Genomic DNA, 26,206 nt, shown 5'->3' on the forward strand with positions numbered 1-26,206 from the left:
GCGGCGCACGGCTCCCTGCCTGTGAGCGGGTCCTCAGGCACCCGTCGTGAGGGCCAGGAGCTTCTCTTTCACCTGCCGGCGGAGCACCTTGCCGATGAGGGATTTCGGCAGCTCATCGACGACGAAGATCCTGCGTGGCACCTTGTAGGGGGTCAGGATCGTGCGGGCGAAGTCGCGGATGGCCTCGACATCGAGATCGGCGGTACCGTCGACGACGATCGCCGCCACCACCTCCTCGCCCGAGTGTTCGCTGGGCAACCCGACCACGGCGGCGTCCACCACCCGCGGATGCTGGCGCAGCACGTTCTCGACCTCGGTCGGTGCCACGTTGAAGCCGCCCGTGATGATCAGCTCCTTGATCCGGTCGACGATGCGGATGAAGCCGGCGGCATCGATCGTGACGATGTCGCCTGTGCGGAACCACCCGTCGACGAAGACCGCATCGGTCTCCTCGGGCTTGCCGTAGTAGCCGGAGAACACCTGTGGTCCTCTCACGACCAACTCTCCGGGCGAACCTGCGGGGACGTCGGCAGACGGATTCTCGGGGTCGACGACTCTGCACTCCGTGCCGGGAAGCGGAAGGCCGACCGTGCCGGGGACGCGGTTGGCCGCCACCGGGTTCGCCATCAGCACCGGGGAGCATTCGCTGAGCCCGTAGCCTTCGACGAGGTAGCCGTGGGTCGCCTTCTCGAACGGTACGACGAGCTCGTGCGGCAGCGCCATGGCACCGGAGATCGCGACCTCGACACCCGCCAGCGACACGCCCTTCTGCGTTGCGGCGGCGAGCAGGCGGTCGGCAATCGGGGGCACGAGCGGCAGGAACGTCGCCGGGTGCTTCTTCATCACGTCGAGCACCAGATCGGGGTCGAACTTCGGGAACAGCACGAGGCGCGCTCCCATCGACATCGCGAACGTGAGACACAGTGTCAGGCCGTAGGCGTGGAACATCGGCAGCACGGCGTAGACGACGCACCCCTTGCCGCGCTGGATCGATGGGACCCAGGCCTGCGCCTGAGCCGCGTTGGCGAGCAGGTTGCGATGCGTGAGCGCCGCCCCCTTCGGTGTGCCCGTGGTGCCGGACGTGTACTGGATGATCGCCAGGTCGTCGGTGGACGGAGTGGGGTGGGATGCGGGAAGCGGATCAGTGGAGAGCAGCGCCTCCCACGGCACGGTTCCGCGCACCTTCTCGGTCAGGGCCGCACGCGACTCGCGCGCCTTGGCGACGGGAAGCCGCAGGGCGAATCGGGTGAGGAATGGCATCGACCGTGTGACATCCACCGAGATCAAGGTGTCGACGGCGAGATCAGAGGGGAACTCCTGGACCGTGGAAACGACCTTGTTCCAGACGATCGCATGCTTCGCGCCGTGGTCCTCGAACTGCTTGCGCAGCTCGCGCGGCGTGTACAGCGGATTGTGCTCGACGACGACCGCGCCCAGGCGCAGGACGGCGTAGAAGGCGACGATGTGCTGCGGGCAGTTCGGCAGCACGATCGCGACGGGATCGCCGGCGCGCACGCCGCGGTCGCGCAGGCCGGCGGCGGCGCGATCGATCGCCGACTGCAGCTCCGCGTACGTGGTCTCACGTCCGAAGAACTGCAACGCCGGTGCGTCGGGGTAGTCCCGAGCGGACGCGGCGACGATGTCGATGAGCGAACCGGAAACAGGGGCGAGGTCTTCCGGGACGCCGGCGGCGTAGCTGGCGACCCACGGGCGAGGAGGCTGGAACGTGCTCACCCGCTCAGCATAGGCCGCGTCCCGGGAGCGGCGGGCGAGCGGCGGCGGGCGTGACAACTAGACTTGGGCCGTGTCTGAAATCACCCCTGATCTTGTACGCCATCTCGGTGTGCTCGCGCGCATCCAGCTGAACGACGACGAGGTGTCGCGGCTCACGGGCCAGCTCGACGCCATCGTGGACAACATCGCGAAGGTGTCCGAGGTGGCAACCGACGACATCGTCGCGACGAGCCACCCGATTCCGCTGAGCAATGTCTTCCGTCCCGATGTGGTCGGCACGACGCTCACGCACGAGCAGGTGCTCCAGAACGCACCGGATGCCGCCGACGGCCGCTTCCGCGTCACGGCGATCTTGGGAGAAGAGCAGTGAGCGACATCATCCGACTGACCGCGGCAGAACTCGCCGCGAAGCTCGCGTCGCGCGAGGTGTCGAGCGTCGAGGCGACGCAGGCGCACCTCGACCGCATCGCCGCGGTGGACGGCGACGTCCACGCCTTCCTGCACATCAACGCCCATGCGCTCGACACGGCTGCGGCGATCGACGCTCAGCGCGCGGCGGGGGAGGACCTGGGTCCTCTCGCCGGCGTCCCCCTGGCGATCAAGGACGTCCTGGTCACGACCGATCAGCCCACCACCAGCGGCTCGCGCATCCTCGAGGGCTACCTCTCGCCGTATGACGCCACCGTGGTCGCCCGTTCCCGCGCCGCCGGCCTCGTGCCGCTGGGCAAGACCAACATGGACGAGTTCGCCATGGGGTCCTCCACGGAGCACTCGGCCTACGGTCCCACCCGCAACCCGTGGGACCTCGACCGCATCCCCGGCGGATCCGGTGGGGGCTCGGCCGCCGCCGTCGCCGCCTTCGAGGCGCCGATCGCGCTCGGCTCCGACACCGGCGGGTCCATCCGCCAGCCGGCCCACGTCACCGGAACGGTCGGCGTGAAGCCGACCTACGGCGGAGTCAGCCGCTACGGCGCCATCGCTCTGGCGTCGAGCCTGGACCAGGTCGGCCCGGTCTCCCGGACCGTCCTCGATGCCGGACTGCTGCACGATGTCATCGGAGGCCACGACCCGAAGGACTCCACCTCCCTCAGCGACCAGTGGCCGTCGTTCGCCGCCGCGGCGCGCGAAGGCGCACGCGGCGATGTGCTCAAGGGGCTGAAGGTCGGTGTCATCCGCGAGCTCCCCGACAGCGGCTTCCAGCCCGGAGTCGCCGAGTCGTTCCGCAGCGCGCTCGCGCTCATGGAGGCTCAGGGAGCGGAGATCGTCGAGATCGGCGCTCCGCACTTCGAGTACGGCGTCGCCGCCTACTACCTGATCCTCCCCGCCGAGGCATCGAGCAACCTTGCGAAGTTCGACTCGGTTCGCTTCGGCCTGCGCGTCACTCCGGACGGGAACCCCACGGTCGAGGACGTCATGTCCGCGACGCGCGATGCCGGATTCGGTGACGAGGTCAAGCGACGCATCATCCTCGGCACCTATGCGCTGTCCGCCGGATACTACGACGCGTACTACGGCAGCGCCCAGAAGGTCCGCACGCTGATCCAGCAGGACTTCGCCGCGGCCTTCGCCGACGTCGACGTGATCGCGACGCCGTCGGCTCCGACCACGGCGTTCAAGCTCGGTGAGAAGATCGACGACCCGCTGCAGATGTACCTGAACGACATCACGACAATTCCGGTGAACCTCGCCGGAGTGCCCGGCATCTCGATCCCCAGCGGTCTCGCCGCCGAGGACGGCCTGCCCGTCGGCATCCAGTTCATCGCCCCGGCGAGGGAGGACGCCCGTCTGTACCGCGTCGGCGCCGCGCTCGAAGCGGTGCTCCTCGACTCCTGGGGTGCGCCGCTCCTCACGCGTGCACCGCGGTTGAGCGAACGCAGCGAGACGAACCACGCAGGAGGGAACCGCTGATGGCCACCGCCAAGCTCATGGACTTCGACAAGGCGCTCGAGCTGTTCGAGCCGGTTCTCGGATTCGAGGTGCACGTCGAGCTGAACACCAACACCAAGATGTTCTCCGACGCCCCGAACCCGGCGAACGAGGCCTTCCACTCCGCCGCGCCGAACACGCTCATCGCGCCCGTGGACCTCGGCCTGCCCGGCTCGCTGCCGGTCGTGAACGAGACCGCGATCCGCTCGTCGATCAGTCTGGGTCTCGCCCTCGGCTGCTCGATCGCCGATTCGAGCCGGTTCGCGCGGAAGAACTACTTCTACCCCGACCTGGGCAAGAACTACCAGATCTCGCAGTACGACGAGCCGATCGCGTTCGAGGGCTCTGTCGAGGTCGAGCTCGAGGACGGCACTCTCGTGACGATCCCGATCGAGCGGGCGCACATGGAGGAGGACGCCGGCAAGCTCACCCACATGGGTGGTGCGACCGGCCGCATCCAGGGTGCGGAGTACTCGCTCGTCGACTACAACCGCGCGGGCGTTCCTCTCGTGGAGATCGTGACCAAGGTGATCTTCGGGGCAGAGCACCGTGCTCCCGAGGTCGCGAAGGCCTACGTCTCGACGATCCGCGACATCGTGCGCAGCCTCGGCATCTCCGAGGCACGCCTCGAGCGCGGCAACCTCCGCTGTGATGCCAACGTCTCGCTGCGCCCGCGCGGCACCGAGAAGCTGGGCACGCGCACCGAGACGAAGAACGTCAACTCGATGCGTTCGGTCGAGCGCGCTGTGCGGTACGAGATCCAGCGGCAGGCGCAGATCCTCGCCGACGGCGGCACGATCACTCAGGAGACGCGTCACTGGCACGAGGACACCGGCACGACCTCGCCCGGTCGTCCGAAGTCCGACGCCGACGACTACCGTTACTTCCCCGAGCCCGATCTGCTGCCCGTCCAGCCGGCGCCGGAGCTGATCGAGGAGCTGCGGGCTGCATTGCCCGAGCAGCCCGTCGCGCGCCGCCGCCGTCTGAAGGCGGACTGGGGCTTCACCGACCTGGAGTTCCAGGACGTCCGTAACGGCGGCCTGATCGATGAGGTCGAGGCGACGATCGCCGCCGGGGCCACTCCCGCGACAGCTCGCAAGTGGTGGACGGGCGAGATCAGCCGCTTGGCGAACGCGCACGAGAAGGACGCCGCCGCCCTGATCAGCCCGCAGAACGTGGCTGCGCTGCAGCTGCTCGTCGATGCGGGAACCCTGACGGACAAGCTCGCACGCCAGGTGCTCGAAGGTGTCATCGCCGGAGAGGGCACGCCGCAGGAGGTCGTCGACGCCCGCGGACTCGCTGTGGTGTCGGATGACGGTGCGCTCATCGCCGCGATCGATGAGGCTCTCGCCGCTCAGCCCGACGTGCTCGCGAAGATCCAGGACGGTAAGGTCCAGGCGGCCGGCGCCGTGATCGGTGCCGTGATGAAGGCCATGAAGGGCCAGGCCGACGCCGCTCGGGTGCGCGAACTGGTTCTCGAGCGCGCAGCGCAGTAACCCTCGACCTTGGGCCTCCATGTCGGAGGCCCTAGGGAGAATGGTCATATGGGACACGGCGATGGTAGAGGGCGGACCGTCTCGCCCGCGGATGCCGATGACTCCGGCACCCGTATCCTCCACGTCGACATGGACGCGTTCTATGCAGCGGTCGAGGTGCTCGACGATCCCCGCCTGCGGGGGCTGCCGCTGATCATCGGCGCCCCGGACGGACGATCCGTCGTGTCCAGCGCGTCCTATGAGGCCCGACGCTACGGAGTACGCGCAGCGATGCCGGTCGCCCAGGCTATGCGGCTGTGCCCGACAGCGCGCATCGTGATGCCGCATTTCCACCGCTATCAAGAGGTCTCGCGCCAGGTGATGGCGATCTTCGAGTCGTTCACGCCCCTGGTCGAGCCGCTCTCTGTCGATGAGGCCTTCCTCGATGTCCAGGGCGTCCGGCGGCTCTGGGGGAGCCCTGCCCAGATCGCCGCGCTGATCCGCGAGCGCGTGAGTGCGGAGGTCGGGATCACCTGCAGCGTCGGTGTGGCCGCCACCAAGCATGTGGCGAAGATGGCGTCCACCGTGGCGAAGCCCGATGGCATGTTGGTCGTATCCGCCGCCGACACTCTCGATTTCCTCTCGCCACGTCCGGTCCGTGCGATGTGGGGGGTGGGCCCGAAGGCTGCAGAAGCCCTCGAGGCGCGCGGCATCAGGACCATCCAGGACATCCGCGACGCGCCGCACGAGATGCTCGACCGCGCGGTCGGAACGGCGCTGAGCGCGCGGCTCGCCCAGCTCGCCAGAGGACAGGACGCCCGGATCATCGAGACCGATCGCGTCGAGAAGAGCGTCGGGCATGAGGAGACCTTCGACGACGACGTCACCGACAGGGTCTTCCTCCGCGGGGAGCTGCTGCGGCTCGCGGATCGGGTCGCCGCCAGACTTCGTCGTGCCGGGTGGGAAGCGGGCACGGTGTCGATCAAGGTGCGCTTCGATGACTTCCGCACCCTCAGCCGCTCGCAGACGCTGACCGAGCCGACGGCGGTGGGGCAGCGTATCGGCGAATCGGCGAATACGCTGTTCGAGCAGATCGAGCGGCGCGACCCGATCCGTCTCGTCGGAGTCCGTGCCGAGAAACTCCGCCCTGCCGGGGGAGGCGGGCTCGGCCTGTGGGACGACGATGAGGACTGGCGCCGTGTAGAGGGGGCTGTCGACGACGCGGTCGCGCGTTTCGGGACTGCCACGATCACGCGGGCTCGCCACCTGGGGCGCGACGACGGGCGCGGCGCAGTACAGCATCCGAAGGCGCATGGTCTCGACTGACCCCGCGCTCACGCGTTCTGTCGAGTACCGTGGGATCATGCCGAACATCGCACTGGAACTCGGAAAGCAAGCTGCAACCTTCGGCGTGAAGAGCGCCTACGGCGAACCGCAGGACGTCGACGGCGTCAGCATCACCCCAGTCGCCTTCACGTACTCGGGCTTCGGGGGCGGCAGCGGTGATGGCGCAGAAGGCGGCGGTGGGGGCGGCGTGTCCGTTCCCGTGGGCGTCTACGTGCGCCGCGAGGAGGGACTCCGGTTCGAGCCGAACATCGTGACGCTTCTCGTCGTGGCTGTACCGTTCGTCTGGGTCGCCGGTCGCGCATTCAGCCGAATCATCCGTGCCCTCAAGAAGTGACGATCCCGTCGCGGCCGCACTCGAGCGTGCCGCGACACTGATCGCGCAGGACATCCGCGCTCTCGCGGCAGCGAACCCCGTCGTACTCATCGACGGGCGAAGCGGTGCGGGCAAGTCATCGTTGGCGACCAGGGTGGCGAGGCAGTGGCCGCTGACCGAGCGTGTGCAGGTCATCGCGCTCGACTCGCTGTATCCGGGATGGGACGGGCTCGACGCGGGAGTCGCGCACGTCCTGGACGGTGTGCTGCGTCCGCATGGACGCGGCTACCTCGGTACCTGGAACCGCTGGGACTGGGAGAGCGAAGCGACGGCAGAGAGCCATGCGGTCGACCCGGCGCTCGGGGTGATCATCGAGGGTAGCGGGGCGCTGACGCCGGCCACGGCCGCTCTCGCCGATGTGCGCGTGTGGGTGGATGCGGCGGATACGGTCAGGAAGGCGCGGGCGCTCGCACGTGATGGCGATACCTACCGGCCCCACTGGGATCGATGGGCTGCGCAGGAGTTGCGCCATGTGGAGCGCGACGACCCGCGTGCACACGCGACTCGAATCGTCGAGATCCCCTGACGATCGACCTGTTCAGTCGAACTCGTCCGCGGCGGTGATCACCGTCTCGAGGCGATACCCGAGCCAGTCGTAGATGCCGTAGCGGTCATCTTCCGGATCGTGATCGTCGTCGGACGTGATGCCCAGACGGGTGGCGATGACGAGGCGGAGCGCGGTGAGCGTGCGCATCCACGCGTCGATGTCCGTGGCGCGGATGACCACGTCGCGCGGTGCCAGCGCATCGGCCTCGGTGAGGTCATCCACTGCCTGGAAACCCTGGAGCGCGTTGTGCACGGTGTGCGCATCGAGGAGACGACGATCGAGCAGATCCTCGCGAGTGCTCGCCGTGAAGGAGTCCGATGCTTCCTCATCGTCCGGATAGGGGGTCGGCGTCAGTCGAATGATCGCCGGATCCTGCACGTCTCGGTCGGCTCCGACGAGCTCGGCGAGGTCGTCCACCAGCTGCGCCAGATGCACGCCCTCGAGGTAGGCGAGAGGGAGGATGATCGTCGCCGAGGTCATTGCGGTGCCTTTCGCACGGTTGCCCAGAGTCCGTAGTCGTGCATGGCCTGCGCGTGCACTTCCATGGTCTCCCGCGGGCCGGTGGCGACGATGGCGTGACCCTCATGATGCACGGCGAGCATCAGCGAGGTCGCGTGGTCTTTGCTGTATCCGAAGTAGGTCCGGAACACGCGCACCACGTAGCTCATGAGGTTGACCGGATCGTTCCAGACGACGACCTGCCACGGCTCGAGCGGAGCAGCGCTGAGGTCGGTGACCTCGTCGAGGTCGGGCGTCGCGACAGGGGTGATCATGCCCACCCCAACTCGTGGAGCTGTTCGTCATCGATGCCGTAGAAGTGGGCGATCTCGTGCACGAGAGTGGTGTGGATCTCGTCGCGGAGCTCGTCCTCGGAGTCGCACGCAGCCAGGTGCGGCTCGCGGAACACGATGATCCGGTCCGGGAGCTCGCCCATGCCGTACTGCGTCCGCTCTGTCAGCGCCAAGCCGTCGTAGAGTCCCAGGAGATCCAGGCTCCCGTCTTCCGGTCGGTCCTCGACGACGAAGACGACGTTCTCGAGCCCCTCCACCATGTCGTCAGGCAGACGGTCGAGTTCGTCGATCACGAGGGCCTCGAAAGCCACGGCATCCATCTCCATCACGTTCCAGCCTAGACGGATGCTCGCATCCGAGGTCGGCGAAGAGGTCAGTGCAGGAAGACCAGCAGCCCCGCGACCGCGATGAAGAGGGCGCCGAAGACGGTGTTGAGCGTGCGTTGACCGCGCGGTGACCGGGTGAGACGGCGGAAGGGGCGGGCAGCCGCCGCGAAGAAGCCCCACATGACCAGCACGTCCACCACGATGACGGTGGTGATCAGCGTGAGGTATTGGGGGAGCTGTGGCTGGTCCAGGCGGATGAACTGGGGGATGAAAGCCAGGAAGAACACGATGGCCTTCGGGTTCAGAAGATTCACCCAGAACCCTCGCCGGATCATGGACCAGTGGCTCTCACGCGAATCGACGACGGTGAGGTCGTCAGTCTCGGTCAGGTGGGGTTTCGACAGGATCAGGCGGATGCCGAGGAACACCAGATACGCCGCGCCCGCATAGCGGATGACGTTGAACAGCACCTCCGAGCGCGAGACGAGCAGCCCGACACCGGCAGCCACGATCACGACATGCACGATCAGGGCGAGCTGCTGCCCGATGATGCCCCAGATCGATCGCCGCCACCCCTGGCTGAGGGCGTTTGACATCGTGTTGATCGCGCCGGCACCCGGCGTGAAGCTGATCACCACGCAGGCGGTCAGCAGGGAGAACCAGACGGCGAGGGACACCTCGCAAGTCTATGGCTCAGCCCTGCCGCCGCCTGCGCGCCCACGGTCCGGCGTCGGCGCGCTACCGCCGCAGGTCCAGGCGCCGCAGCAGCTGAGCGTTCAGCGCGACGACGATCGTGGAGAGCGACATCAACACGGCGCCCACCGACATCGGGAGGACGAATCCGATGGGTGCCAGCACCCCCGCAGCGAGCGGTACCGACAGCAGGTTGTAGCCGGCGGCCCACCAGAGGTTCTGCCGCATCTTCCGGTAGCTCGCGCGGGAGAGCGCCATCACCGACAGCACGGCGCGCGGATCGTCGCTGGCCAGGATCACCCCGGCGGATGCGATCGCGACGTCGGTGCCTGCGCCGATCGCGAGTCCCACGTTCGCCTGAGCGAGAGCCGGAGCATCGTTCACTCCGTCGCCCACCATCGCGACGGTTCTTCCCTCCGACTGGAGTTCGCGGACCCGCGACGCCTTGTCCTCGGGCCGGACCCCGGCGAACACCCGCGTGATGCCGAGCTGAGCGGCAACGTGGTGAGCCACCGCTTCGGCATCGCCGGTGATCATCACGACCTCGATTCCGTCGCGGTGCAGGGCGTCGACGGCTTCGTGCGACTCATCACGAATCTCATCAGCGAGTCGCAGTGCGCCGGCGACCTGCTGATCGATCAGCACGTGGAGGATGATCGCTCCTTCGGCCCGCCAGGCGTCCGCGATGTTCAGCTCCGAAGCGCTGTGGGCCGTGAGGAGGTGCGGCCCACCCACCTCCACCTGTCGTCCGTCGACCCGTGCGCTCACGCCGACGGCCGGTGAGGAGGAGAAGTCCGTCGATGACGGGATCGTGACATCGCGGTCATGCGCGGCACGGACGATCGCCGTGGCCAGCGGGTGTTCCGAATCGCGTTCGGCCGCAGCGGCGAAGCCGATCAGCTCATCGGCGGTGAGCGTCCCGACGGTCTCGATCGCCGTCACCGCGGGCGCGCCCTTGGTCAGGGTTCCGGTCTTGTCGAACAGGACGGTGTCGACCGTGCGCATGCTCTCCAGGGCGAGACGATCCTTGACCAGGATTCCGGCCCGCGCCGCACGCTCCGTCGCGATGGACACGACCAGCGGGATCGCAAGGCCCAGCGCATGGGGGCAGGCGATCACCAGGACGGTGATCGCACGGATCACGGCTTCGTCGGGTTCCCCCACGAGCGTCCACACGATGGCCGTGATGGCGGCAGCTCCGAGTGCGAACCAGAACAGCCATGCGGCAGCCCGATCGGCGATCCGCTGAGCGCGGGACGACGACGCTTGGGCGTCGGCGACCAGCTTCCGGATGCCGGCGAGGGTGGTGTCGCCACCGATCGCCCTGACTTCGACGCGAAGGCCCGAGTCGGTGGCGACGGTGCCCGCGATCACGCGATCACCGGCGTCCCGGCGAACCGGTGCGGACTCTCCCGTGATCATCGACTCATCGACGCTCGCGCTTCCTTCGATCACGATGCCATCGGCGGGCAGTCGTCCTCCTGGACGCACGACCACGACATCTCCGAGGTCCAGAACCGACGGCGGAACCACGACGATCCGGTCGCCTTCGACGCGTTCAGCCTCGTCGGGGAGGAGTGCGGCGAGCGAGTCCAGGGCTGATGTGGTCTGGGCGAGCGAACGCATCTCGATCCAATGACCGAGCAGCATGATCACGATGAGGAGCGCGAGCTCCCACCAGAACTCGAGCTCGTGGTGCAGCAGTCCCAGACTCGCACCCCAAGAAGCGAGGAACGCGACAGTGATCGCGAGCGCGATGAGCAGCATCATGCCCGGCTTGCGGGATCGGATCTCGCTCACCGCGCCGGTCAGGAAGGGCGTGCCGCCCCAGGCGTACATCACCGTTCCGAGCGCGGGAGCGACCCACTGCGCCCAGCCGGGAACCTGGTATCCCAGAATCATCGCGAACATCGGCGAGGTCGCGACGACGGGAGCCGCGATCACGAGCATGATCCAGAACAGCCGGCGGAATCGATCGGTGTGGCCGGCGTGCCCGCCATGCCCGCCGTGGTCGCCGTGCCCGGCGTGTCCGGCGTGTGCGTCGGACGTCACATGATGCGTCGGCTGGTGGTCAATGTCGTGCTGGTCGCGCCCGGTGGGGTCGCGGTGGGCCTGCTGCTCTGTATGCGTTCCGTGTGTCGCGTGCGAGCCGGGTGCCGGCTGCTGGTGCTGCGTCATGATGACGTTCCCTTCGTGGCTACTCCGAGAACAACAGAATACCCCTAGGGGGTATGCCCTGCCAGGGTGGAGCAGATCCGGGAACGGAAACGCGAAAAGGCCCGAACCTTTCGATTCGGACCTCTTCGTGATGGGGTGAGTAACGGGACTCGAACCCGCGACATCCGGCACCACAAGCCAGCGCTCTACCAGCTGAGCTATACCCACCATGTGCCCACCGGAGCGGGCGACCACACGAGTCTATTACATGTTCGGGGTGAACTCTGACACGGTGCGGGTCGCGATGTCACGCGCGTCGTCGCTCGACGGTCCCGGCTCCTCGACGAAGACCGCTTCGCGGTAGTACCGAAGCTCCCGGATCGATTCGAGAATGTCGGCGAGTGCGCGATGACCGCCGTCCTTGGTGGGTGCCTGGAAGAAGACGCGGGGATACCAGCGGCGGGAGAGCTCCTTGATGCTGGACACGTCGACATTCCGGTAGTGCAGCCACTGATCGACGTCGGTCATGTACTTCGCGAGGAACATCCGGTCGGTGCCGATCGTGTTTCCGGCCAGGGGAGCCTTGCGCTCGAGCGGAACGAACCGCTTGATGTACGCGAGCGTCTGCGCTTCCGCCTCGGCCAGGGATACTCCCAGCGGGATCTCGCTGATGAGTCCCGACTTCTCATGCATCGAGGTGACGAAATCGTTCATGTTAGCCAATGCCGCGTCGCTGGGACGAATCACGATCTGGAAGCCGGGATCGACAGGGCGCAACTCGAAGTCGGTGATGACCACGGCGATCTCGACGAGCTCATCGATCGCGAGATCGAGCCCCGTCATTTCACAGTCGATCCAGACGAGTCGATCATTCTCGGACGCAGATACCATGTCGTCATCCTATCGACGGACCCGACATCGGTTTCCTGACGCGGGAGCACCGTTCGGAGCGGTGCGGCGACCGATGGGAGTCGTCAGGCCGTCGGCGGTGTGCGCCCTCGTTCGTGTCAGGCCGGGACGACGACCGTCTTCTCGGTGGTCAGCGCCGGCGTGGTGTTCACGGTGAGTGTGACCGTGTACGTACCCGGCTCGACGCCGAGGTTGTCGTTCGAGAAGACGTCCTCATGATGTTGAGGGGCGTCGACCGACGCGCGCCCGCTGATCGCAGTCGGCCCGGTGTCGAAGACCGGCTCCGCGACGCCTGCTCGGCGGATCGTGAGCCCCCATCCGAAGAGGTAGGAATGTGCGGTGTCCGAGCCGGTGTACCCGATCGCCACCCCCCAGGGCAGCAGCGCACGGTTGAGATTCTCCGGGGCAGGTGCGACGTAGTCGGCGTCGAGCTGGAGCGTCAGATCCTCGCGAGCCGGAACCGGCGGCTGCGCCAGGGGCAGAGCGAGCCGGATCTCAGACCAGGTGTCCTTCGTCAACGCAGGAGTGGAGACGGTGATCGTCGCACGGTACGTGCCGGGCGGCGTGGCGGAGGTGTCGAATGTCCCACCGGTCGTCCAGGTGTCGCCCCGCGCGATGACCGCAGTGCCGGAGTCGACCAGGATCGGAGCGGCGCTGTCGTCATAGCGGTTCACCAGGTGGATGGCCCATGTGAAGGTCGCCGTCGCCGGGTCGTCGCTGACGAAGGTGGTGTATTCGATGCCGGCGCTGTAGGTCAAGGGGCCCGTGAACTGGTCCGGAACCGCGAGTGCTGCCGTGATGGACGGCGTGAAACTCCGCGCGCCCGCTCCGGCGGATGCTGCAGCGAGGGGAATCGCAACCGCTGCGGCGACGACGGGCGCGGCCCACACCGCCGTCTTGACGAATGTGCGCCTCGGGAGGCCGGTGACCGGACGTGGGGAAGAAGTCGACGCGTCGAGGTTCATAGCAGGATTACAGCACGCTCGTCGCGCGGGCCGGAAATCGTCGACCGCCAGACGCGCACAGAACCGCCACACCCTGCAAGGAGTGCGCGGGACGGGCATTTCGCGAGTCGACTGCGTTCTCAGGCGTTGGTCCCCTCGGCGCGACTCGAACGCGCAACCGACGGATTAGAAGGCCGTTGCTCTATCCATTGAGCTACGAGGGGGCGTGACTAGGCTACCCGGCGACCGGACTTCAGCGGTACTCGAAACGTCGGCGCCACGAGTGTCGGCATCGTGAACAAGGCGGTGACGGCCGCGCCGCCGTCACGTGGACCTGTGGCCAGCAGCCGTGCGCCCTCACCCCGGGTGACGCCACTTCTCATTCGGGCACAGGTGACCCCCGTACTGGCAACGCTCCGTACTCAGGAGTAGCGCAACGCGGCGACCGCGTCGTCCACGCGCCAGAATTCTCCGATGATCCGGAACGTTCCCGTCGCCAGGTGCAATCGCTCGGCGCGATAGCGGAGTCCGAGCGGATCGGCGACGATGCGGAGATGTCCGAGCACCTTCGCTGTCCTGTCTTGGACGCGCCAAAGGTGATCGGCGGCGCGAACCAGATGCTCGCGCGATGAGGACAGACGAGGTGTTGCGAAGGGTACCTCGGGCAATGACGTGATCTGGATGTCGGACATGGGATTCTCCTTCCGCTATCGAACATATGACCGACCTCCGACATTCGCCCGGCGCCGGAATCAGAGGCCTTCCTGCACGTCACTGTGTGCTGACGGCTTCTCCACCGATCGCGTGGTCGGCGGACCTGTCGTCGCTCTCGAGCGCGCACTCTGGGTGCACGCCGGGCGATGTCCCGGGAACGAAGGAGAAATGATGACCGAAGTACTCACCGTCGTGGGTAGAGTCGCGACCGATCCGGTGCGCGGCCAGACCCGCGGAGGGATCGCCGTGACGAATTTCCGCCTCGCGAGCACGCACCGCCGGCTTGATCCGGTGACGCAGACCTGGGTCGATGGCGAGACGAACTGGTTCTCGATCGCCGCTTTCCGACAGCTGGGAGAACACGCGAAGGCGTCGCTCCGCTGCGGCGATAGCGTGATCGTGACGGGGCGACTGAAGATCCGCAACTGGGAGAGCAACGGCAAGCACGGCACGAGCGTCGACATCGAGGCCGACGCGATCGGACATGATCTGCGGTGGGGGACGACGGCATATCTGCGTACACCGCGCGCCTCGGCGGCTGAGAGCCAGGCCCGCACGCCCCCGGAGCCGGAACCCGATTCGCACGCAGAGCTGCACGAATCAGACATCGCCATGCCGCTCACGTCCGCATGGGACGGACTGCCGGGAGCGGTCGATTCCGCGGAGCTGTCGCACTGAGCGCAGCCGTCGTTGCGCCCCGCGGGCGAACAGGCGGGGCGCAACGGGGGATTCAGGGCCACGTAGACTCGGGTCGTGTTTCGACGATCGGGATCTCCTGCACGACGCGCTATCACCGTGCCGGGTGCAGCGGCAGTGCTGCTCCTCACGCTTGCGGCCTGCGCTCCGACCGAGGTGGAGCCTCCGACCAGCGCCTCACCCGCGCCGACGGTCACACCGACGGACTCGGCCCCGACGTTACAGCCTGATGGCAGCGCCGCTGACAATCTCCCGGTGTTCACCGCCGTGGCGGAGGCAGTCTGGTCGACCGACCAGCGCGGAGCGGGCCGCGCCTACATCGACGCGTTGATCGCCGCGGGATTCGATAGAGAAGCCATGCAAGTCACCCAGGACACCTCCACGGTGGGCAACCCCGCTGAGAGCATCCAGTTCTCGGTGCGGTGGGGGGAGAAGGAGTGTCTGATCGGACAGGTCGGCCCCTCGACCGGGCAGGTCGTCACTGCGGTGATGCCGCAGTTGGCGGAAGGGCGCTGCCTGATCGGAACCACACGCTCGATCGACTGGTGACCCCGTTCGGGGCCGGTAGGCTGGAGTGTCGATCTTCGACGCCAATAGAAGGAGCGGTTTTCGGTGGCTGAGTACATCTACTCGATGGTTCGTGCGCGTAAGGCGGTGGGCGAGAAGCTCATCCTCGACGACGTCACGATGGCATTCCTCCCCGGAGCGAAGATCGGCATGGTCGGCCCCAACGGCGCCGGTAAGTCGACGATCCTCAAGATCATGGCGGGTCTCGACACTCCGTCGAACGGTGAGGCGAAGCTCTCTCCCGGGTTCAGCGTCGGCATTCTGATGCAGGAGCCCGAGCTCGATGAGTCCAAGACCGTGCTGGAGAACATTCAGGACGGGATCGCGATCAAGGCCAAGGTCGACCGCTTCAACGAGATCTCGGCACTCATGGCCGACCCGGACGCGGACTTCGATGCGCTTCTGGCCGAGATGGGCGGTCTGCAGGAGGAGATCGATGCCGCAGACGGCTGGGACCTCGATTCCCAGCTGGACCAGGCCATGGATGCCCTCCGCACCCCGCCGGGCGACGCTGCGATCGCTCCGCTTTCCGGTGGAGAGAAGCGACGCGTCGCGCTCGCGAAGCTGTTGCTGCAGAAGCCCGACCTGCTGCTCCTCGATGAGCCCACCAACCACCTTGACGCCGAGAGCGTGCTCTGGCTCGAGCAGCACCTGCAGGCATACAAGGGTGCGGTGATCGCGATCACCCACGACCGGTACTTCCTCGACCACGTCGCCGAGTGGATCGCTGAGGTCGACCGCGGTCGTCTCATCGGTTACGAGGGCAACTACTCGACCTACCTGGAGAAAAAGGGCGAGCGCCTCGAGATCCAGGGCAAGAAGGACGCGAAGCTCGCGAAGCGCCTCAAGGAGGAGCTCGACTGGGTGCGCTCCAGCGCGAAGGGCCGCCAGACGAAGTCGAAGGCGCGACTCGCTCGATACGAGGAGATGGCATCGGAGGCGGAGCGGACCCGGAAGCTCGACTTCGAGGAGATCCAGATCCCCGCCGGTCCTCGTCTCGGCAGTGTCGTGATCGAGGCCAAGAACCTGCAGAAGGGGTTCGACGATCGAGTGCTGATCGACGGATTGAGCTTCAGCCTGCCGCCGAACGGCATCGTCGGCGTCATCGGCCCGAACGGTGTCGGAAAGACGACCCTGTTCAAGACCATCGTCGGACTGGAACCGCTCGACGGCGGCGACCTGAAGATCGGCGAGACCGTCAAGATCAGCTACGTCGACCAGTCGCGCTCCAACATCGATCCGAACAAGACGCTGTGGGAGGTCGTGTCCGATGGGCTCGACTACATCACGGTCGGCAAGACCGAGATCCCGTCGCGTGCGTATGTGTCGAAGTTCGGTTTCAAGGGACCGGACCAGCAGAAGAAGGCCGGTGTGCTCTCCGGTGGTGAGCGCAACCGCCTGAACCTGGCGCTCACGCTGAAGGAGGGTGGCAACCTGCTCCTTCTCGACGAGCCGACCAACGACCTGGATGTCGAGACGCTCAGCTCGCTCGAGAACGCACTGCTCGAATTCCCCGGTTGCGCGGTGGTCATCACCCACGACCGGTGGTTCCTGGACCGCATCGCCACGCATATCCTCGCCTACGAGGGAACGGACGACGCTCCCGCCAAGTGGTACTGGTTCGAGGGCAACTTCGAGTCCTACGAGGAGAACAAGATCGAGCGCCTCGGCCCGGATGCCGCGAAGCCTCACCGCTCCACTCACCGCAAGCTCACGCGCGACTGAGACCACGATGAGCGAGTCGAACTTGACGCCAGGACCACGCCTGCACATTCCGATCCAGCTCCGCTGGGGGGATCTGGACGCGTTCAACCACGTCAACAACACCTCGATGCTCAAGCTTCTCGAAGAGGCTCGGGTCAGGGCGTTCTGGCGTGCAGGTCCTGGCGAGGAGGCGCCGTCGACCGCCGTGCTCGACTCCGGGATCGATGAAGGCATTCTGACGCTCATCGCGCGGCAGGAGATCGAGTACCTCGCGCCGGTGCCGTATCAGCGACGCCCGCTCGAGGTGCAGATGTGGTTCGGCAAGCTCGGCGGATCCAGTGTCGAGGTCTGTTACGAGGTGCACAACGACCCGAGCGTGACTCCCCGGGAGCTCTACGCTCGTTCGACTGCTGTGATCGTGCTCGTGGATGCCAAGACGGGGCGGCCGACGCGCCTCACCCAGGAGATGCGTGACGTCTGGGAGCCGTTCGTCGGTCCCTCCATCACATACACCCACCGCTGAGCGGAACCGCGCACCCCGCATTCGGGAGCACGGCCGCGCGAAGCTACTCGGTGCCTTCGGGGACGCGGATCATGATCTCCTGAGCGACGCTCGCGACAAGCGCCCCCTCCTGGGTGAAGATCCGCCCCGTCGCGAGGCCGCGCCCGCCGCGCGCGTTCGGCGACTCCTGCACGTACAACAGCCACTCGTCGACGCGCGCCGGACGATGCCACCACATCGCGTGGTCGAGACTCGCGACTTTGAGCCCGGGGAACGACCAGTACAGGCCATGCGCCCGCAGGATCGACTCCTGGATCGACATGTCGCTGAGGTACGCGAGCGCTGCGCGGTGCAGCCGCGGGTCATCGGGAAGCGGCGCGCGCATCCGCATCCATACGCCCTGACGGGGTGTGCGTTCGGTGTCGTTCGCGAGATAGAGCGGGTGCTCGACGTGGCGGATGTCGGCGGCGCGTTCGCTCAGCATGCGTCGTGCCCCTCCTGCGAGGCCGGGCACACGGTCCTCGTCCGGCTGCAGCGTCTCGGGCGCAGGCACGCCCGTCGGCATCGGCTCCGCGTGCTCGACTCCGGGGCCCTCGTCCTGGAACGAGGCGATCATCGAGAAGATCGGCACACCGTTCTGATAGGCCTGCGAACGCCGCGTCGAGAACGAGCGGCCGTCGTGGATGCGGTCGACGGCGATCGTGATGCCCTGACTCGCATCACCGGGACGCAGGAAGTAGCCGTGCATCGAATGCACGGCGCGATCCTCCGGTAGCGTGCGCTCGGCCGCGATGAGGCTCTGTGCGAGCACCTGACCGCCGTAAATCCGCCCCGTCGGCATCGGATGCGAGTCGCCGATGAAGATGTCCTCGGTCGTGCGGGCTCGCGTGAAATCGAGATCGAGCACCTCGAGAAGGCGCTCGACGCTGCGGATCGCAGGGTTCTCCGTGCTCATGAACATCCTCTCGGCAGCCGCACATACGGCACCGTTGGTAGTTTAGAACGCGTGCCGCACCAGCTTCTCCTCTCCGACGCCGAGACCTCCAGGGACGTTCTCACGTTCGTCGGGAGGGCGGCTCGGATCACCGACGACGGGGTACGGCTTCAAGCCGCGGGCGGGGTGCTGGCGCTGACCACGGCGGCGCTCGCGCCGCACGGACTGTTCGACCAGACGCCGACCGTGCTGGCGATGCGCATCGTGCACGCCGACCCCGAACTGCAGTGCGACATCGTGGTGAGCGCGCTCACGGCGGGTGATGACGAGCGCAGCCTCACCTTGCCGGAGACCGGGCTGTCTCCCGCCTGGGCCGGTGTCGCGCCGCCACGCTCCGACTGGCAGCCCCTGACCACTCTGGACGCCTCGGTGATCGCTCGACGCGCGCAGTGGGGCATCTCCGCCGTCGCCAGGGGAGCGACCCCCGGCGCCGGAGAGGAAGCTGTCCGTGCTCTGCGCGCGGCGATCTGGGGCGAACCCGATGAGGATCTCGCCGATCTGCCCCGCGGCATCGCCTTCGCCGCCGATGCGCTCGGGTTCATCTCCGGAGAGGAGCGGGTGCCGGTGACGCGCTCCGGGCGATGGACGCGGCTGGCGTTCCGACGCGGACACGTTCTTGCGCGTGGACCGGTGGCCACGGGCCTCACCGCTGTCCGCGGCACCGGCGCATCCGAGTAGCCGGCGCGATCACCGCGCCGCCGCGCGACCCGCCTGGCGGCCGGAGAAGAGGCAGCCGCCCAGGAAGGTGCCTTCCAGCGCACGGTAGCCGTGGACGCCGCCGCCGCCGAACCCGCTGGCCTCTCCCGCCGCGAACAGACCGGGGATCACCTGGCCGTCCGATCGGAGCGCACGCCCATCGAGGTCGGTGTTGATGCCTCCGAGGGACTTGCGGGTCAGGATGTGGAGCTTCACGGCCACCATCGGACCTGCCGATGGGTCCTGCAGGCGATGTGGTACTGCGGTTCGGATGAGCTTGTCGCCGCGGTATCCGCGCATCGAGCGCAGCATCCCGATCTGCGCGTCCTTCGAGAAGTCGTTGTCGATCTCGCGGTCGCGTGCGATCACCTCGCGGCGTACATTGTCGATGTCGAGCACTTCGCCGCCCGGGTGCTGACGCATCTGCTCCAACAGCGACTCGAGGTCGTTCTCGACGATGAAGTCGGCCCCCTCATCGAGGAACGCCTGCACGGGCCCGGTCGGCCCCTTCGCGAGACGGGACTTCACCAGCAGGCTGACATCCTTGCCGGTCAGATCCGGGTTCTGCTCGCTCCCGGAGAGCGCGAACTCCTTCTCGACGATCTGTCGCGAGGTCACGAACCACGAGTGGTCGTACCCCGTGGTGCGCAGATGGGCGAGCGTGCCCAGCGTGTCGAAGCCGGGGAAGAGCGGGACAGGCAGACGTGATCCGGTGGCATCCAGCCACAGAGAGGACGGTCCTGGCAGGATGCGGATGCCGTGCGAGGGCCACACGGGGTCCCAGTTCGTGATGCCCTCGACGTAGTGCCACATCCGGTCACCGTTGATCAACCGAGCGCCGGCTGCGGCGCTGACGGCGTGCATGGAACCGTCCACGTAGGCGGGCACGCCCGTGAGCATGTGCGCCGGGGGAGTGCCGAGCCGCTTCGGCCATGCCTCCCGCACCAGATCGTGGTTTCCCCCGATGCCTCCCGACGCCACGATCGTCGCTCCCGCCGTGATCTCGAACTCTCCGATCTCCTCGCGGGAGGTCGGGACGCCGCGCTCGGCTCCGCTGGAGGTGAGGATCGCTCCGCGAGCTCCCGTGACGGCGCCGTCGGTGGTGATGAGCTCCGCGACCCGATGGCGGGGAAGGACCGTGACGCGCCCCTCGCGCTCTCCCTGCTCCACTGCGGCGGCGAACGGGGCGACGACACCGGGGCCGGTGCCCCACGTGATGTGGAAGCGCGGCACGGAGTTCCCGGGACCGATGGCGCCGTATCCACCGCGTTCCGCCCAACCCACGACCGGGAAGAAGCCCACACCGCGTTCGCGCAACCAGGCGCGCTTCTCGCCCGCCGCGAACTGCAGGTAGGCCTCTGCCCACCGACGCGGCCACTCGTCCTCCGGGCGGTCGAAGGCGGCGTTGCCGAACCAATCCTGCGTCGCGAGTTCCACCGAGTCGCGGATGCCCATGCGTCGCTGCTCGGGGGAGTCGATGAAGAAGAGTCCGCCGAAGGACCACCAGGCCTGACCGCCCAGATTCGTGCGGGGCTCCTGGTCGATCAGGATGACGCGGCGTCCGGCATCGAGCGCCTCAGCGGCGGCGACGAGCCCCGCCAACCCCCATCCGATCACCAGGACGTCTGTGGACAGGGGTGTTTTCGTCATCAGCTCTCCGTTGATTCCTGACGTGACCGGGCCTCGAGGGTCGGGCGTCCGTCGGCGGCGGCGCCGATGCCCGACGGCTCGAATGTGTTCACCATGGCATAGGCCGCGCGCTCCAGGTAGTCCCAGAGCGTCGATTCGTGCAAAGGCGACAACTTCGCCTCATCGAGAGCGGTGCGCATGTGTCGCAGCCAACGATCGCGGGCATCCGGATCGACGTGGAACGGCATGTGCCGCATCCGCAGACGCGGGTGTCCTCTGGTCTCCCCGTACGTGGTCGGTCCGCCCCAGTACTGCTCCAGGAACAGCAGGAGGCGCTCCTCGGCGGGGCCCAGATCCTCTTCCGGATACATCGGCTTGAGGACGGGGTCCAGCGCGACCTCGCGGTAGAACACCGAGACGATCTTCGCGAAGGTCTCGCGGCCTCCGACCTCTTCGTAGAACGTCACTTCGGGGTGCTCCCGTCTTGGGTCGGCTTCTTGCGGCGCCAGATTCCTCGGTCGGGGATGACCGGGACCCCGGTGACGGCGTTGGGTCGTGTCTTGGGCGGGTTGGCTCCGCGCACCCGTCGCGCGCCCTCGAGCCCTGTGGGGGTGACGGCTTCCATGCTCGGGATGCCGATCTCCTTCTCGGTGAGCGCGGCGCGCAGCCGCTTGCGCAGCTCCTGGGCGACGTCGTCCTTGGCGTTGGCGCGAGCCTTGATCACCACGCGGACCACGAGAGCTTCTCCGGTGATCGCCTCCAGGCCCCACAATTCGGGCTTTTCGACGATGCGGGTGCGCCACTTCGGGTCTTTCGCAAGCGCTTGAGCGGTCTCCAGCATGGTCTGCTCGACGACCTCGAGGTCGGCATCGGTGGGGACGCCGATATCGATGATCGCGCGGGCCCACCCCTGGGACATGTTGCCGATGCGGGTGACCTCACCATTGCGCACGTACCAGAGCGTGCCGTTCACATCGCGGACCTGGGTGATGCGGACGCTGACGTACTCCACGACACCGCTGGCGAGTCCGAGGTCGACCACGTCGCCGATGCCGATCTGATCCTCCGCCACCAGGAACATGCCGTTCAGTACGTCCTTGACGATGTTCTGGGCGCCGAAACCGAGACCGGCGCCGACCGCCGCGGTGAGGAGGGTGAGCGAGCCCAGCAGCGTGTTGTCGAGCGCGTTGACGATCAGCACGACGGCGATCACGACCAGCATCACGTTCACGATGTTCTGGAGGATCGTGCCGAGCGTGCGGGTGCGCTGCACCAGGCGCATGTCGGCGAGAGGAGAGCGCTCCAGCGCTTGGGTGTCGTCGACGGATGCCTTGCTCTTCGCGCTGTCGACGATGCGGTGCACCACCCGCCGGATCACGACACGGAGGACGAGCCCGACGACCACGCAGCTCGCGATGATCACCGCGACTGCAAGAGCCTTCCAGCCCACCTTCACGAGCACGTCGAGAATGGGCTGCAACCACTCCGGGACAGCAGAAGGCACGGTCGGATCGTTCACGTCGAAAGGGATCATCATCAGTACCAGATCCTAGCGATCGGGCCTCTGCGCGGGCTGGATGCACCGCGCAGAGGCCCGATCGACGAGGCGTGTCGTGTCAGTCGTCGGCGTCGCGCGACTGCGCAGCGAGGGAGCGCTCGACATCGGCCAGGTTCTCGAGCACCAGACGGCGCAGCGCGGGCGCCGCGTCCTGGTGCGCCGACAGCCATGCTCTGGTCGCATCGCGCAGCTCGACGTTCGCCAGGGCCGTCGGGAAGAGGCCGACGATGAGGTACTGCGCGATCTGGTAGCTCCGCGACTCCCAGATGGGGAGCAGCATGTCGAAGTACGCCGGAACGAACTCGGCGAGCACGTCGACGCCTGCCGGGTGCACGAAGCCGAGTGCGGCGGAACGGACGATCGTGTTGGGCGCGTCGTCGCGCTCGATCAGCGATGTCCACGCGGCCTTCTTGGAGGCGGAGTCGGGCAGCGCGGCCCGAGCCTGCGCAGCGAACTCGCCGCCCTTGGCCGTGTTGTCGGCGGCGAGCGCGGCGTCGATGGTCGCGGCATCCGTGGCGCCGATCGTGGCGAGGCCGACCAGGAGCTGCCAGCTGAGGTCGGCGTCGATCTCGAGCCCGGCGAGCGTCTCCTCACCCGAGCGGAGGCGGCCGACGATACCGGCGTGCTCCGGAGTGACGAGGGAGTTGGCGAATGCGGTCACGAACTGCAGCTGGCTGTCGCTGCCGGACGCCGCAGACTCGGCGAGCGCCCAGAGGCCGTCTGCGACCTTGAGGCGCGCCTGCGCGCGCTGTTCAGGAGCGACGTACAGGTTCACGGCGGTGCGCAACTGCGCGAGCGTCGTGCGGACCGTGGTCGACTCGGTCTCGCGGCCGATGTTGCCGAGCACCAGGTCGATGTAGTCCGAGGCGGCGCTCTCGGCATCGCGGGTCTGATCCCAGGCAGCGCCCCAGACGAGCGAGCGGGCGAGCGGGTCGTGGATGTCGGCGAGGTGCGTGATCGCCGTCGCGAGGGACTTCTCATCCAGGCGGATCTTCGCGTAGGCGAGATCGTTGTCGTTGAGAAGCACGAGGTCGGGACGCTCGATGCCCTGCAGCTCCGGCACCTCTGTGCGGTCGCCGTCGACGTCGACCTCCACGTAGTGCGTGCGCGTCAGCGAACCGTCGGCGAGCGTGTAGAAGCCGATCCCCAGGCGGTGGGGGCGGATCGTGGGGTAATCGGCCGGCGCGGTCTGCGTCACGGCGAAGCGCGAGATGACGCCGTTGGCGTCGTCGGCGATGACCGGTTCGAGGGTGTTCACCCCCGCGGTCTCCAACCACTTCTTCGACCAGGTGCTCAGGTCGCGACCGCTGGTGGCCTCGAGCTCGACGAGCAGGTCGCTGAGCTCGGTGTTGCCCCACGAGTGCTTCTGGAAGTACTGCGAGACACCGGCGAAGAACGCTTCGATGCCGACCCAGGCCGCCAACTGCTTGAGCACCGATCCGCCTTTGGCGTAGGTGATGCCATCGAAGTTGACCTGCACGTCTTCCAGGTCGTTGATCTCGGCGACGATGGGATGCGTCGAGGGGAGCTGGTCCTGACGGTACGCCCAGGTCTTCTCCATGGCGTTGAACGTGGTCCACGCCTCGGTCCACTCAGTGGCCTCAGCCGTGGCGATCGTGGACGCCCACTCCGCGAACGACTCGTTGAGCCAGAGGTCGTTCCACCACTTCATGGTGACGAGGTCGCCGAACCACATGTGCGCGAGCTCGTGCAGGATCGTGACGACGCGGCGCTCCTTGACCGCGTCGGTCACCTTGCTGCGGAACACGTAGCTCTCGGTGAACGTGACCGCACCGGCGTTCTCCATCGCGCCCGCGTTGAACTCGGGCACGAAGAGCTGGTCGTACTTGGCGAAGGGGTAGGGGACGCCGAACTTCGACTCGAAGTAGGCGAACCCTTCGCGCGTCTTGTCGAAGATGTAGTCGGCGTCGAGGTGCTGCCACAGGCTCTTGCGGCCGTATACGCCGAGCGGGATGACGCGGCCGGAAGCACTGGTCAGCTCCGAGAACGTCGACTCGTAGGGCCCGGCGACAAGGGCGGTGATGTACGAGGAGATGCGCGGAGTGGGCTCGAAGCCCCAGGTGGCGATCGAGTCGTCGTCGTGCACGATCGGCTCGGGGGTGGGGGAGTTGGAGACGACCTTCCAGGCGGCGGGCGCCGTGACCGTGAACGTGAACGTCGCCTTCAGGTCAGGCTGCTCGAAGACGGCGAACACCCGGCGGGAGTCGGGCACCTCGAATTGGGAGTACAGGTAGACCTCATCATCGACGGGATCGACGAATCGATGCAGTCCCTCACCGGTGTTCGTATAGAGGCAGTCGGCATCGACCACCAGCACGTTCTCCTCCTGCAGGCCGCTCAGCGTGATGCGCGAGTCGGCGAAGACCTCGTTCGGGTCCAGCTGCTCGCCGTTCAGCGAGATCTCTCGAACCTCGCGAGCGATGAGGTCGATGAACGTGAAGCTCTCCGGCGTCGCCGTGAAACGGACGACGCTGCGGGAGCCGAACACCTCGGAACCCTTTGTCAGATCGAGTGCGACTTCATACGACTGCGTGTCGATGACGTCGCGGCGCTCCTGCGCTTCGACACGGGTGAGGTTCTCTCCAGGCACAGCTGTACTCCCAGGGGTGAGGGGATGTCACCGGGGGGTCGGCGCAGTTGGCGCCTACGGCAACCATGACAGCCTACGCCAGGCCGACGCGCGCCCTCACTCCGCGGAGGTGAAAGGATAGGGGAGTGACTGCGATCGAGCCGAACATCGTTCCCTTTGCCTCCGCTGCCGCCGCGAGCGGTGAGCCGTATGTGACGACGCCCGTCGCGTACGACGGAATCCTGCTCGCTGGCTTCGGAGGACCTGAGGGGCAAGACGACGTGATCCCCTTCCTGCGCAACGTCACGCGTGGGCGCGGCATCCCCGACGAGCGGCTGGAAGAGGTATCGCACCACTACCGCCACTTCGGCGGCGTCAGCCCGATCAACGGGCAGAACCGCGTGCTCAAAGAGGCACTGGAGGCGGAGCTCGCCAGCCGCGGCATCGACCTCCCGGTCTACTGGGGCAACCGGAACTGGACCCCCTACCTCGAAGAGGTCGTGGTCGAAGCGTCCCAGCACGGACACAACACGCTTCTGGCCTTCGCCACCAGCGCGTACAGCTCGTTCTCGAGCTGCCGTCAGTATCGCGAGGACTTCGCGCGGGTGCTCGAGGAGACCGGGCTGGGCGACACTGTGACGATCGACAAGATCCGCCCCTTCTACGACCACCCCGGATTCGTCGACGCCTTCGAGACCGGCGTGCGTGACGCGATCGAGGGCTTCCTCGCTGAGGGTGTCGCCCCCGCCGATATCCAGATCCTGTTCTCCACCCACAGCATCCCGACCGCAGACGCCGAGCGCTCCGGCGCGCGCGACATCGACTGGGGCGAGGGAGGGGCGTACGCGGCTCAGCACCTCGCCGTCGCGGAATGGGTGATGGATCGTGTGAGACAGTCCAATCCCGCCGCGGCGGACGTGTCGTGGGAGCTCGTGTACCAGTCGCGTTCCGGCCCCGCGTCGCAGCCGTGGCTCGAGCCCGATGTCTGCGATGTGATCGGCGAGCTCGGAGGCCGTGGTCGCAAGGCTGTCGCCGTGGTACCCGTCGGTTTCATGAGCGATCACATGGAGGTGCTCTGGGACCTCGACACCGAAGCGGCGGAGGCCGCGGAAGAGGCGGGGCTCCGCTTCATCCGCACTCCCACCCCCGGCATCTCGCCGACATTCGTCGCGGGCATCGTCGATCTCATCCAGGAGCGTCTGCAGGGGACTCCGAACGCGGAGCGGCCGCACGTCACGGCACTCCCCGGTGCTTTCGACGTCTGCCGTCCCGGCTGCTGCGAGAACGTCCGCGCCGGATTCAAGCCCGCCGCCGCCGGCATCGTCCCCTGAGAC

General features: G+C 67.2%; 26 protein-coding genes and 2 tRNA genes. 12 read left to right on the forward strand and 16 right to left on the reverse strand.

Annotated features, from left to right (window positions below):
* Positions 1-33: 33 nt before the first annotated feature.
* A complete protein-coding gene (locus KZC51_RS11095) occupies positions 34-1,734 on the reverse strand; it encodes a long-chain-fatty-acid--CoA ligase (RefSeq protein ID WP_247630031.1) in 1,701 nt (566 codons plus the stop codon).
* A gap of 70 nt (positions 1,735-1,804) precedes the next feature.
* Here KZC51_RS11095 and gatC point away from each other — a divergent pair, with 70 nt between their 5' ends.
* From gatC to KZC51_RS11125, 6 genes are read left to right on the forward strand one after another with little or no spacing between them, the layout of a single operon-like run.
* Positions 1,805-2,104, forward strand: a complete 300-nt coding sequence (gene gatC / locus KZC51_RS11100) for an Asp-tRNA(Asn)/Glu-tRNA(Gln) amidotransferase subunit GatC (RefSeq protein ID WP_247630032.1) — start codon at positions 1,805-1,807, stop codon at positions 2,102-2,104.
* On the forward strand, positions 2,101-3,642 hold the full coding sequence (gene gatA, locus KZC51_RS11105; RefSeq protein ID WP_247630033.1) for an Asp-tRNA(Asn)/Glu-tRNA(Gln) amidotransferase subunit GatA: 1,542 nt from the start codon (positions 2,101-2,103) through the stop codon (positions 3,640-3,642). The genes gatC and gatA overlap by 4 nt, the downstream gene beginning before the upstream one ends.
* On the forward strand, positions 3,642-5,156 hold the full coding sequence (gene gatB, locus KZC51_RS11110; protein ID WP_247630034.1) for an Asp-tRNA(Asn)/Glu-tRNA(Gln) amidotransferase subunit GatB: 1,515 nt from the start codon (positions 3,642-3,644) through the stop codon (positions 5,154-5,156). The genes gatA and gatB overlap by 1 nt, the downstream gene beginning before the upstream one ends.
* Before the next feature lie 48 nt (positions 5,157-5,204).
* Positions 5,205-6,461 (forward strand): DNA polymerase IV, encoded by a 1,257-nt coding sequence (gene dinB, locus KZC51_RS11115; protein WP_247630035.1) that lies wholly within the window; start codon positions 5,205-5,207, stop codon positions 6,459-6,461.
* Between the two features lie 37 nt (positions 6,462-6,498).
* On the forward strand, positions 6,499-6,816 hold the full coding sequence (locus KZC51_RS11120) for a hypothetical protein (protein ID WP_247630036.1): 318 nt from the start codon (positions 6,499-6,501) through the stop codon (positions 6,814-6,816).
* Positions 6,800-7,381 (forward strand): nucleoside/nucleotide kinase family protein, encoded by a 582-nt coding sequence (locus tag KZC51_RS11125; RefSeq protein WP_247630037.1) that lies wholly within the window; start codon positions 6,800-6,802, stop codon positions 7,379-7,381. The genes KZC51_RS11120 and KZC51_RS11125 overlap by 17 nt, the downstream gene beginning before the upstream one ends.
* A gap of 12 nt (positions 7,382-7,393) precedes the next feature.
* On the opposite strand, the gene KZC51_RS11130 is transcribed toward KZC51_RS11125, so the two are convergent.
* The 10 genes from KZC51_RS11130 to KZC51_RS11175 form a co-directional block, all read right to left on the reverse strand.
* Entirely contained in the window at positions 7,394-7,882 is a 489-nt protein-coding gene (locus KZC51_RS11130; RefSeq protein ID WP_247630038.1) for a DUF2017 family protein, read from the reverse strand.
* A complete protein-coding gene (clpS, locus tag KZC51_RS11135; RefSeq protein WP_247630039.1) occupies positions 7,879-8,175 on the reverse strand; it encodes an ATP-dependent Clp protease adapter ClpS in 297 nt (98 codons plus the stop codon). The genes KZC51_RS11130 and clpS overlap by 4 nt, the downstream gene beginning before the upstream one ends.
* A complete protein-coding gene (locus KZC51_RS11140) occupies positions 8,172-8,519 on the reverse strand; it encodes a metallopeptidase family protein (protein ID WP_247630040.1) in 348 nt (115 codons plus the stop codon). The genes clpS and KZC51_RS11140 overlap by 4 nt, the downstream gene beginning before the upstream one ends.
* A 47-nt stretch (positions 8,520-8,566) precedes the next feature.
* Complete coding sequence (locus KZC51_RS11145) at positions 8,567-9,196, reverse strand: LysE family transporter (RefSeq protein WP_247630041.1); 630 nt, start codon at positions 9,194-9,196, stop codon at positions 8,567-8,569.
* Positions 9,197-9,257: 61 nt separating this feature from the next.
* Complete coding sequence (locus KZC51_RS11150; protein WP_247630042.1) at positions 9,258-11,390, reverse strand: heavy metal translocating P-type ATPase; 2,133 nt, start codon at positions 11,388-11,390, stop codon at positions 9,258-9,260.
* Positions 11,391-11,521: 131 nt separating this feature from the next.
* A tRNA-His gene (locus KZC51_RS11155) sits at positions 11,522-11,597 on the reverse strand.
* Positions 11,598-11,633: 36 nt separating this feature from the next.
* Positions 11,634-12,260 (reverse strand): oligoribonuclease, encoded by a 627-nt coding sequence (gene orn, locus KZC51_RS11160; protein WP_247630043.1) that lies wholly within the window; start codon positions 12,258-12,260, stop codon positions 11,634-11,636.
* 116 nt (positions 12,261-12,376) lie between these two features.
* Positions 12,377-13,243 carry a hypothetical protein gene (locus KZC51_RS11165; RefSeq protein WP_247630044.1) on the reverse strand — a complete coding sequence of 289 codons (867 nt, stop codon included), beginning with the start codon at positions 13,241-13,243 and terminating at the stop codon, positions 12,377-12,379.
* A gap of 127 nt (positions 13,244-13,370) precedes the next feature.
* Positions 13,371-13,446, reverse strand: a tRNA-Arg gene (locus tag KZC51_RS11170).
* A 198-nt stretch (positions 13,447-13,644) separates the two neighbouring features.
* Positions 13,645-13,914, reverse strand: a complete 270-nt coding sequence (locus tag KZC51_RS11175) for a hypothetical protein (protein WP_247630045.1) — start codon at positions 13,912-13,914, stop codon at positions 13,645-13,647.
* 193 nt (positions 13,915-14,107) lie between these two features.
* Here KZC51_RS11175 and KZC51_RS11180 point away from each other — a divergent pair, with 193 nt between their 5' ends.
* The 4 genes from KZC51_RS11180 (at position 14,108) to KZC51_RS11195 (ending at position 17,426) form a co-directional block, all read left to right on the forward strand.
* Positions 14,108-14,614 carry a single-stranded DNA-binding protein gene (locus KZC51_RS11180; protein WP_247630046.1) on the forward strand — a complete coding sequence of 169 codons (507 nt, stop codon included), beginning with the start codon at positions 14,108-14,110 and terminating at the stop codon, positions 14,612-14,614.
* Positions 14,615-14,887: 273 nt separating this feature from the next.
* Positions 14,888-15,181 (forward strand): DUF6993 domain-containing protein, encoded by a 294-nt coding sequence (locus KZC51_RS11185; protein WP_247630047.1) that lies wholly within the window; start codon positions 14,888-14,890, stop codon positions 15,179-15,181.
* A 63-nt stretch (positions 15,182-15,244) separates the two neighbouring features.
* Positions 15,245-16,924: an energy-dependent translational throttle protein EttA gene (gene ettA, locus KZC51_RS11190; RefSeq protein WP_247630048.1), complete on the forward strand. Its 1,680-nt coding sequence runs from the start codon at positions 15,245-15,247 to the stop codon at positions 16,922-16,924.
* 7 nt (positions 16,925-16,931) lie between these two features.
* A complete protein-coding gene (locus KZC51_RS11195; protein ID WP_247630049.1) occupies positions 16,932-17,426 on the forward strand; it encodes an acyl-CoA thioesterase in 495 nt (164 codons plus the stop codon).
* A 43-nt stretch (positions 17,427-17,469) separates the two neighbouring features.
* On the opposite strand, the gene KZC51_RS11200 is transcribed toward KZC51_RS11195, so the two are convergent.
* Positions 17,470-18,360 (reverse strand): acyl-CoA thioesterase, encoded by an 891-nt coding sequence (locus tag KZC51_RS11200; RefSeq protein WP_247630050.1) that lies wholly within the window; start codon positions 18,358-18,360, stop codon positions 17,470-17,472.
* A gap of 51 nt (positions 18,361-18,411) precedes the next feature.
* Here KZC51_RS11200 and KZC51_RS11205 point away from each other — a divergent pair, with 51 nt between their 5' ends.
* Positions 18,412-19,077 (forward strand): DUF8185 domain-containing protein, encoded by a 666-nt coding sequence (locus KZC51_RS11205; RefSeq protein WP_247630051.1) that lies wholly within the window; start codon positions 18,412-18,414, stop codon positions 19,075-19,077.
* A gap of 9 nt (positions 19,078-19,086) precedes the next feature.
* Here KZC51_RS11205 and KZC51_RS11210 read toward each other — a convergent pair whose 3' ends face one another.
* The 4 genes from KZC51_RS11210 to pepN form a co-directional block, all read right to left on the reverse strand.
* Positions 19,087-20,745: an FAD-binding dehydrogenase gene (locus tag KZC51_RS11210; RefSeq protein ID WP_247630052.1), complete on the reverse strand. Its 1,659-nt coding sequence runs from the start codon at positions 20,743-20,745 to the stop codon at positions 19,087-19,089.
* Entirely contained in the window at positions 20,745-21,233 is a 489-nt protein-coding gene (locus tag KZC51_RS11215) for a globin (protein ID WP_281732062.1), read from the reverse strand. Before KZC51_RS11215 ends, KZC51_RS11210 begins: the two co-directional genes overlap by 1 nt.
* Complete coding sequence (locus KZC51_RS11220; RefSeq protein WP_247630054.1) at positions 21,188-22,261, reverse strand: mechanosensitive ion channel family protein; 1,074 nt, start codon at positions 22,259-22,261, stop codon at positions 21,188-21,190. The genes KZC51_RS11215 and KZC51_RS11220 overlap by 46 nt, the downstream gene beginning before the upstream one ends.
* Positions 22,262-22,340: 79 nt before the next feature.
* Positions 22,341-24,893, reverse strand: coding sequence for an aminopeptidase N (gene pepN / locus KZC51_RS11225; RefSeq protein WP_247630055.1), 2,553 nt, complete (start codon positions 24,891-24,893; stop codon positions 22,341-22,343).
* A 125-nt stretch (positions 24,894-25,018) separates the two neighbouring features.
* On the opposite strand from pepN, the gene KZC51_RS11230 reads away from it, so the two are divergent.
* Positions 25,019-26,203 (forward strand): ferrochelatase, encoded by a 1,185-nt coding sequence (locus tag KZC51_RS11230; protein WP_247630056.1) that lies wholly within the window; start codon positions 25,019-25,021, stop codon positions 26,201-26,203.
* Positions 26,204-26,206: the final 3 nt, after the last annotated feature.

It is taken from the genome of Microbacterium croceum (assembly GCF_023091245.1).
Classification (GTDB): Bacteria; Actinomycetota; Actinomycetes; order Actinomycetales; family Microbacteriaceae; genus Microbacterium; species Microbacterium croceum.

What these genes read in the sequence shown, in the direction of transcription:
- KZC51_RS11150 (WP_247630042.1), bottom strand. Translation starts at nt 11,390, where the DNA reads ATGACGCAGCACCAGCAGCCGGCACCCGGCTCGCACGCGACACACGGA.
- KZC51_RS11200 (WP_247630050.1), bottom strand. Translation starts at nt 18,360, where the DNA reads ATGAGCACGGAGAACCCTGCGATCCGCAGCGTCGAGCGCCTTCTCGAG.
- KZC51_RS11120 (WP_247630036.1), top strand. Translation starts at nt 6,499, where the DNA reads ATGCCGAACATCGCACTGGAACTCGGAAAGCAAGCTGCAACCTTCGGC.
- orn (WP_247630043.1), bottom strand. Translation starts at nt 12,260, where the DNA reads ATGGTATCTGCGTCCGAGAATGATCGACTCGTCTGGATCGACTGTGAA.
- KZC51_RS11210 (WP_247630052.1), bottom strand. Translation starts at nt 20,745, where the DNA reads ATGACGAAAACACCCCTGTCCACAGACGTCCTGGTGATCGGATGGGGG.
- KZC51_RS11220 (WP_247630054.1), bottom strand. Translation starts at nt 22,261, where the DNA reads ATGATGATCCCTTTCGACGTGAACGATCCGACCGTGCCTTCTGCTGTC.
- KZC51_RS11175 (WP_247630045.1), bottom strand. Translation starts at nt 13,914, where the DNA reads ATGTCCGACATCCAGATCACGTCATTGCCCGAGGTACCCTTCGCAACA.
- gatB (WP_247630034.1), top strand. Translation starts at nt 3,642, where the DNA reads ATGGCCACCGCCAAGCTCATGGACTTCGACAAGGCGCTCGAGCTGTTC.
- KZC51_RS11130 (WP_247630038.1), bottom strand. Translation starts at nt 7,882, where the DNA reads ATGACCTCGGCGACGATCATCCTCCCTCTCGCCTACCTCGAGGGCGTG.
- KZC51_RS11180 (WP_247630046.1), top strand. Translation starts at nt 14,108, where the DNA reads ATGACCGAAGTACTCACCGTCGTGGGTAGAGTCGCGACCGATCCGGTG.
- dinB (WP_247630035.1), top strand. Translation starts at nt 5,205, where the DNA reads ATGGGACACGGCGATGGTAGAGGGCGGACCGTCTCGCCCGCGGATGCC.
- KZC51_RS11165 (WP_247630044.1), bottom strand. Translation starts at nt 13,243, where the DNA reads ATGAACCTCGACGCGTCGACTTCTTCCCCACGTCCGGTCACCGGCCTC.
- KZC51_RS11140 (WP_247630040.1), bottom strand. Translation starts at nt 8,519, where the DNA reads ATGGAGATGGATGCCGTGGCTTTCGAGGCCCTCGTGATCGACGAACTC.
- KZC51_RS11195 (WP_247630049.1), top strand. Translation starts at nt 16,932, where the DNA reads ATGAGCGAGTCGAACTTGACGCCAGGACCACGCCTGCACATTCCGATC.
- clpS (WP_247630039.1), bottom strand. Translation starts at nt 8,175, where the DNA reads ATGATCACCCCTGTCGCGACGCCCGACCTCGACGAGGTCACCGACCTC.